5 protein-coding genes are annotated in these 6,345 nt (G+C 70.4%); 2 read left to right on the top strand and 3 right to left on the bottom strand.

Annotated elements, in window-relative coordinates; genetic code table 11:
• Positions 1-178 precede the first annotated feature (178 nt).
• On the bottom strand, positions 179-796 hold the full coding sequence (locus tag O2L01_RS07450; protein WP_270121283.1) for a class I SAM-dependent methyltransferase: 618 nt from the start codon (positions 794-796) through the stop codon (positions 179-181).
• A gap of 358 nt (positions 797-1,154) precedes the next feature.
• On the opposite strand from O2L01_RS07450, the gene O2L01_RS07445 reads away from it, so the two are divergent.
• The gene (locus O2L01_RS07445) at positions 1,155-2,156 is read left to right on the top strand and encodes a hypothetical protein (protein ID WP_270121282.1); all 1,002 of its coding nucleotides are present in this window, start codon (positions 1,155-1,157) and stop codon (positions 2,154-2,156) included.
• A 510-nt stretch (positions 2,157-2,666) separates the two neighbouring features.
• A complete protein-coding gene (locus O2L01_RS07440; protein ID WP_270121281.1) occupies positions 2,667-3,695 on the top strand; it encodes a proprotein convertase P-domain-containing protein in 1,029 nt (342 codons plus the stop codon).
• An 80-nt stretch (positions 3,696-3,775) separates the two neighbouring features.
• On the opposite strand, the gene O2L01_RS07435 is transcribed toward O2L01_RS07440, so the two are convergent.
• Positions 3,776-4,855 carry a cytochrome d ubiquinol oxidase subunit II gene (locus O2L01_RS07435; protein WP_344469154.1) on the bottom strand — a complete coding sequence of 360 codons (1,080 nt, stop codon included), beginning with the start codon at positions 4,853-4,855 and terminating at the stop codon, positions 3,776-3,778.
• A complete protein-coding gene (locus O2L01_RS07430; RefSeq protein ID WP_270121279.1) occupies positions 4,855-6,333 on the bottom strand; it encodes a cytochrome ubiquinol oxidase subunit I in 1,479 nt (492 codons plus the stop codon). Before O2L01_RS07430 ends, O2L01_RS07435 begins: the two co-directional genes overlap by 1 nt.
• Positions 6,334-6,345 lie beyond the last annotated feature (12 nt).

Genomic DNA, 6,345 nt, shown 5'->3' with positions numbered 1-6,345 from the left:
CCCGCCGCCGGGCGTGTGCCCGCAAGCGCGGCGGGCCGGGCGTCGGGCGCGGCCCGGCCGCGCGCCGGCGGCGCGCGCCGCGGCGCGCGCTGCCGGAGGACTCAGCCGCTCTCGCGAGTTCTGGGTCCGTTAGTTAGACCCGGCGGTGCCCGCCGGTCGACATCTCCACGGGGTGCGATTACGCCTGGGCGTGCTCGACCTTCAGGACCCGGTAGCCGTTGGCGCTCGCGTGCTTGTCGACTTCCCAGCCCTCATCCCCGAGCCAGCGCGCGAGCGAGTCGGCGCCGAGGTGCTTGGAGACGACGAGCCATGCGACGCCGTCCTCCTTGAGGCGGGGCAGCCAGGTCTCGAGGAGTTCATGCAGCGCCTCCTTGCCGACCTTGATGGGCGGGTTGGACCAGATCTCGTCGAAGCGCAGGTCGGCCGGGACGTCCTCGGGGGCGGCGACGTGCACGGTCCCGGGGGCCTTCTCGGTGTTGCGGCGGGTGAGGTCGAGGGCGCGGCGGTTGACGTCGACGGCCCAGACCTCGGCGTCGTCGCGCTGGGCGAGCACGGCGCTGATCGGCCCGTACCCGCAGCCGAGGTCGAGGAAGGTCCCGGCGGCCTCGGGCGGCACGACCTTGTGCAGCAGCACGCTCGTCCCGGGGTCGAGGCGGTTGCCGGAGAAGACCCCCGTGGAGGTGGTCAGCTCGTATTCGACGCCGTCGAGCTCGAACTCGACGGTGCGCTCACGGTCCTCGACGGCGGGCTGCTCGCTGAAGTAGTGCTCTGGCTGGTCGGCTGGGCCTTTGGACATGCCCCACATTGTCGCGCGCCGGGCCCGAGCCGGTCGCCGGGATCCGCCGGTTAGAGACCTGCGCCGTCCGCCCGGCCCGCAGTAGTGCATGACATACGACCACCGGCCCGATGAGCGGCGGCCGCACCGCCCCTCGACCGGCGCACGACCATCGCTCCCCACCTGACGCGGTGTACCGCGTGACATGTCACCGACTCCCCGGACCGTCGCACCGTTCGCGCGCGTCAAGGCAGTACATGACATGTGATATGTCACGCGGCACCCCTTGTCACCCGGGGAGATGAACGCCGCTCGACCCCGTCCTTCTCCCGGGGGAACGTTTCCCGGTTTCGGCGGTTTCCGGGTCTAAGCTGCCTCCATGGCACATGGCCCGTCACCGTTCGGAGTTCCCCAGGAGACGCAGGCGCCCCGGCCTCCGGACAATCCAGGATTCGACTGGGCGGAGCTCGACGAGCGCTCGCAGATGCGCGCGCCCACGGCGCGACTCAGCCCCGAAGACCGCACGCCGACCGTCCGGCTCGCACCGGGCCGGTCGCTGCCGCCCGCACCGGGACAGCGGTCGCCCGAGGAGGAGATGGAAGCGCACCTGGACCAGATCCAGGCTTCGCGCCCCCTGCGCCGCGCGGCTCAACGCGCCCGGCGCCGCACCCGGTGGTGGCTGGTGGCGCTCGCGGTCGTGAGCGCGCTCGCGGTGGCCGGGGCCTGCGCGGCGGGGGCGTTCATCGTGCTCCGCGAGGGGGAACCGGACCCGTCCGCGTCGAGCGCGGAACCGGCGGCCGACCACCCGTCCTCAGTAGACGAGTCGGCGGCCGCGCCCGAGGTGGTCGATCCGATCGCCAGCCGCGCCACCGACACCGCGCCGATCTCGGTCGAGGAGTTGTTCGGCGCGGACTCGATCACCCCGGCCGGAGGCACGGGGGCGTACGAAGTGCTTGAGACGGAAGAACTCTCGAACTGCGCCGATGCGGGGCTCGACGAGCTCGCCGATCTCTTGGACGACGCCGACTGCACCCAGACCGTGCGCGCGACCCTGATCAATCCCGACGGCGAGTACGCGGCCACGGCCGGCGTCCTCAACCTCGCCGACGCGGCCGAGGCGGACGCGCTGCGCGCCGCGATCGAAGCGGGCCTCGAAGGCGGGTTCGCGGCGCTGCGCACGGACGGCGAGGCGGCGGAACTGGGCCGGGCCGCGACGATGGTCGGCTACAACACCTACGGGCACTACTTGATGTACGTGGTCATCGGCCGCACCGACGGCGAACCGATCGAAGAGGCGTCGGACCCGGTGCGCGCCATCGTGGGCGACCTCGTCGACGTCTGGTTCATCGACCAGCTCAACCCGAGGCGCGACGTCCACTAGCGAGAGCCGGGGCCCGAACGTGAACGGAGGGTCCCGGCAAATCGGACACTTGGGGACCCCCCGATTCCATTCTCCCGCAAGGGCCCGACACCGGATCGCGCCCGGGAAACGTGAAGGGAGGGTCCCGGCAAATCGGGCATTCGCAGGCGCCCCCGAATCGACGATGCCCCGCTGCTACGACATCGATTCGCCGGCCTCCATCCGCGATCGCGCCCAACGCTTCGAACACCGCCGTCCGCCGCCTCCACCGCGCGCTCGCCATCCGCCGTCTCCGCCGCCCGCGCTCTTCAGCGCGGGCGGTTCTCGTTGTGCGCCTCCGCTTTTCGACGAATTTCCGGCCTCACCGCCCAGACCGGGTCGTGTCGGGAATGTGAACAATCTACTGTGACTATTGCCATAGCCGATCATCCCATGATTTGATCAATCCAGGCCTGCGTCCCATCCGTCCCCGGCAGGCCCACCCCGCGACCGGCCCCGGCCGCTCCCCGACCGCCTCACTCAGGAGCCGACATGCCTTCCTGGACCCTTCCCGCCCGCCGCGCGCTGGCCGCGCTCATCGCGACCGCGCTGGCCGTCCTCTCGCTCATCGTCCTCGACGCCGCACCCGCCGAAGCCGTTCGGCCGCCGGGCATCCCGTCCACCTCGACCGCGCAGACCGAGCTCAACGCCCTCACCGTGGCCGCCGAGTCGCACGGCGACACCTACGACCGCGACCTCTTCCCCCACTGGAAGGCCGTGAGCGGCACCGGAAGCTGCACCGCCCGTCAGTACGTGCTCAAGCGCGACGGCCAGAACGTCGTCACCAGCGACGGCTGCCAGCCGACCTCCGGCAACTGGCAGTCCGACTTCGACAACACCTGGACCACCACGGTCTCCAACGCCTCCATCGACCACGTCGTGGCCCTCTCCGAGGCCTGGGCCTCCGGCGCCTGGGCCTGGACCACCGCCCAGCGCCAGGCCTTCGCCAACGACATCAACTCCCCGCAGCTCTGGATCGCCACCGTCTCCGTGAACGCAGCCAAGAGCGACTACGACCCGGCCGAGTGGATGCCCGTCAACACCACCGGCCTGCGCTGCGACTACGTCAAGGCCTGGACCCACGTCAAGTACCTGTACAAGCTCACGGTCGACGCCGCCGAGAAGTCGGCGATCCAGTCGGCCCTGACCACCTACTGCGGCTCCTCCGGCGGCACCCCGACCGACTGCAACGGCTCCAAGACCACCGCCGCCGCGATCCCCGAAGGTTCGCCGCTGAACTCCACGATCGCCCTCTCCTGCACCGGGACCGCGTCCTCCACGAGCTCGGTCACCGTGAACATCACCCACCCGTACAGCGGTGACATCACGATCGCGCTCATCGCCCCCGACGGCACGAGCCGCACCCTCAAGGCCGCCGGCGGCTCCGGCGCTAACATCGCGACCACCTACAGCGTCAACCTCTCCACCGAGAACCGTTCGGGCACTTGGACGCTGCGCGTCACCGACACCTACTCGGGCGGCTCCAGCGGCACGCTCAACAGCTGGTCGCTCAGCATCTGACCCGCAACCGAAGGGGGCCGGGCGCTGGCGCGCCCGGCCCCCTCTCATCCACCGCAGGTGTCAAGATTCGTCCGAAGTGGTCAGTTCCCCAGCCGACCGCTCCAGTGCGCCACGCCGCGGCGGATCGAACCACCCTCGCCTGCTTTGACGCCGCCGCGCTCCTCCCCGTTCCATTCGGGCGACTGCGTCAGATAGAAGAGGTAGCCGAGCGCCGGCGCGACGATCACCGCCGCGATCCCCACGGCCACGAGCAGCCCCTGCAGGGTCGCCCGCGCGCCCGCGCCCTCGGCGATGCTCACCTGGTCGACCAGCACCCACGGGTACTGCCCGATCCCCCACCCGGCCATCACGGCCGCGACCGCGATGACGGCGCTCAGTCGGGCCGGGCCGAAACGCCTGCGCCACAACAGCACCAGCGTCGCGATGCCGCCCAGCGCGGAGAGCGCCATGACGGGCGCGGCGCGGCCGGTCAGGCCGTCCCAGAACGTCGGCGCGTCGTGCTCGATCGGGATGAGCCCGGCGAACACCACGACCCCGGTCCCGGCGCCGACCACAAGGGATCTGATGCGCAACTGCGCGGCCAGCGCGGTCTCGCCGCGCCGGGCGGCGTCCGCCGTCAGGAACGTCGCGGCGAGGAACGCGCAGGTCCCGACCGAGATGAATCCGGTGAACAGCGCGGTCGGGTTGATCCAGGACGACCACGGGTCGCCGTTCCCGCCGGCGGGCACGCGGCCCGAGGCGAGCGCGCCCACGATCGTGCCGAGGAAGAACGGCGCGAGCACCGAGGAGGTCGCGAAGACGATCCCGAACAGCTTTGCCTGCCAGAGGGTCTCGCTGTACTTGCGGAACGCGAAGCTCGCGCCGCGCAGCACGATGCCGACGAGGGCGAGCACGAGCGGCACGTACAGGGTGGTCATCGCGGCGGCGAACGACTCCGGGAACCCGGTCCACCACATGACGAGCACGTAGATGAGCCAGACGTGGTTCGCTTCCCAGACGGGACCGATGCTGTGGTCGATGAGCGTCCGCAGTGGAGCGCCGCGCCGGGCGCCGCCGGCGGTGAGGTCGTGGAAGCCCGACCCGAAGTCCGCGCCGCCGAACAAGGCGTAGGCGACGACCCCGGCGAACAGCGCTGCGGCGACGGCGAATTCGAGCGTCATCATTTCGCGGTCTCCTTCGAGCCGGTGCTCTCGAGAGCGCCCTCTTCTTCATCGGTGCGGTCCCGGGCCTCGGCGGGCCCTTCCGCGGCGAGCTGCTTCGGCCCGTACGGGCTCGGCAGGTCGGCGGCGCCTTCGCGCCAGCGGCGGGCCATCGAGCGGAGGATGACGATCGCGGCGATCGTCATGCCGCCGTAGAGGACCACGGAGCCGCCGTACATCCACCACAGGCCGGCCGAGTGGTCGGCGGCGGCTTCGGTGGTGCGCATGACGCCGTAGACGATCCACGGCTGGCGGCCCACTTCCGTTGCGATCCAACCGGCTTCCATCGCGATCATGGCGAGCCCGCCGGTGATCGCCATGAACCGCAGGAACCACTTGTTCTTCAGCAGGTCGAGTCTCCGCCAGCGCAGGAACCAGTACAGGGCGACGGCCGCGAGGAGCAGCAGGCCGATCCCGATCATGGTCTGGAACGAGTAGTGGGTGAAGTTGACGGGCGGCTCGTCCTCCTCGGGGATCTGGTCGAGGCCGGGGACGGGCTCGGTGAACGAGTTCAGCGAGGCGACCGACGAGAGGTACGGGATCTCGATGGCCCACTTGACTTCGCCGTCGATGTAGAAGCCGCCGATGGTCAGCGGGGTCGCGCCGTCGGCGGTCTCGTCGGCGTACTCGAACGCGGCGAGCTTCGCGGGCTGCCGTTCGGCGAGGTCGTGGCCGAGGAAGTGCCCGGCGAGCGGCTGCGCGAGGGCCGCGATGGTGGCGAACGCGAACGGCACCATGAACCCGAGCCGGTGGTGGCGGTCGCGGCGGCCCTTGAGCATGCCGACGGCGTAGACCGAGGCGATGGAGAAGCCGACGACCATGTACGCGGCGAGCCACATGTGCGCGAACGCGAGGAAGGCGTGCTGGTTGAACAGGACCGCCCAGGGTTCGATGTTCACGACCTCGCCGTTGACGATGTCGAAGCCGACCGGGGCGTTCATCCAGGCGTTCACCGCGAGGACGCAGTAGGTGCCGATGACGCCGGTGATCGCCATGGGCAGCACCATGAGCAGGTGGAGTTTCGGGGGCATCTTGCCCCAGCCGTAGAGGTAGATGCCGAGGAAGATCGCCTCGAGGAAGAAGGCGAGGCCTTCGAAGGCGAAGGGGAGTCCGAGCACGTCGCCGAAGCTGCCCATGAGGCCGGGCCACAGGAGGCCCATCTCGAAGCTGAGGACGGTGCCGGAGACCGCGCCGATCGCGAAGAGCACGGCGGAGACCTTGCCCCAGCGCTTGGCGAGGTTGAGCGCGACCGGGTCGTTCTTTCGGATGCCGCGCAGGTGCATCACGAAGATGATGGCGGGGAACGCGACCCCGAAGCAGGCCAGAATGATGTGCCATCCGAGGGACAGCGCCATCTGCTGGCGCGCGGGCATGAGCCCGGCCGGGTCTGCGGCGGCGACCACATCGGACGCCTGGGCGAGGAGCTGGGTTGCATCCATGCCTTGAAGCTA

Source organism: Glycomyces lechevalierae, from assembly GCF_027622945.1.
GTDB classification, from domain to species: Bacteria; Actinomycetota; Actinomycetes; order Mycobacteriales; family Micromonosporaceae; genus Glycomyces; species Glycomyces rutgersensis.
Note: the sequence above shows the minus strand (reverse complement) of the source record. Positions and strands in the feature narration are given on the sequence as shown.

What these genes read in the sequence shown, in the direction of transcription:
- O2L01_RS07450 (WP_270121283.1), bottom strand. Translation starts at nt 796, where the DNA reads ATGTCCAAAGGCCCAGCCGACCAGCCAGAGCACTACTTCAGCGAGCAG.
- O2L01_RS07445 (WP_270121282.1), top strand. Translation starts at nt 1,155, where the DNA reads ATGGCACATGGCCCGTCACCGTTCGGAGTTCCCCAGGAGACGCAGGCG.
- O2L01_RS07440 (WP_270121281.1), top strand. Translation starts at nt 2,667, where the DNA reads ATGCCTTCCTGGACCCTTCCCGCCCGCCGCGCGCTGGCCGCGCTCATC.
- O2L01_RS07435 (WP_344469154.1), bottom strand. Translation starts at nt 4,855, where the DNA reads ATGACGCTCGAATTCGCCGTCGCCGCAGCGCTGTTCGCCGGGGTCGTC.
- O2L01_RS07430 (WP_270121279.1), bottom strand. Translation starts at nt 6,333, where the DNA reads ATGGATGCAACCCAGCTCCTCGCCCAGGCGTCCGATGTGGTCGCCGCC.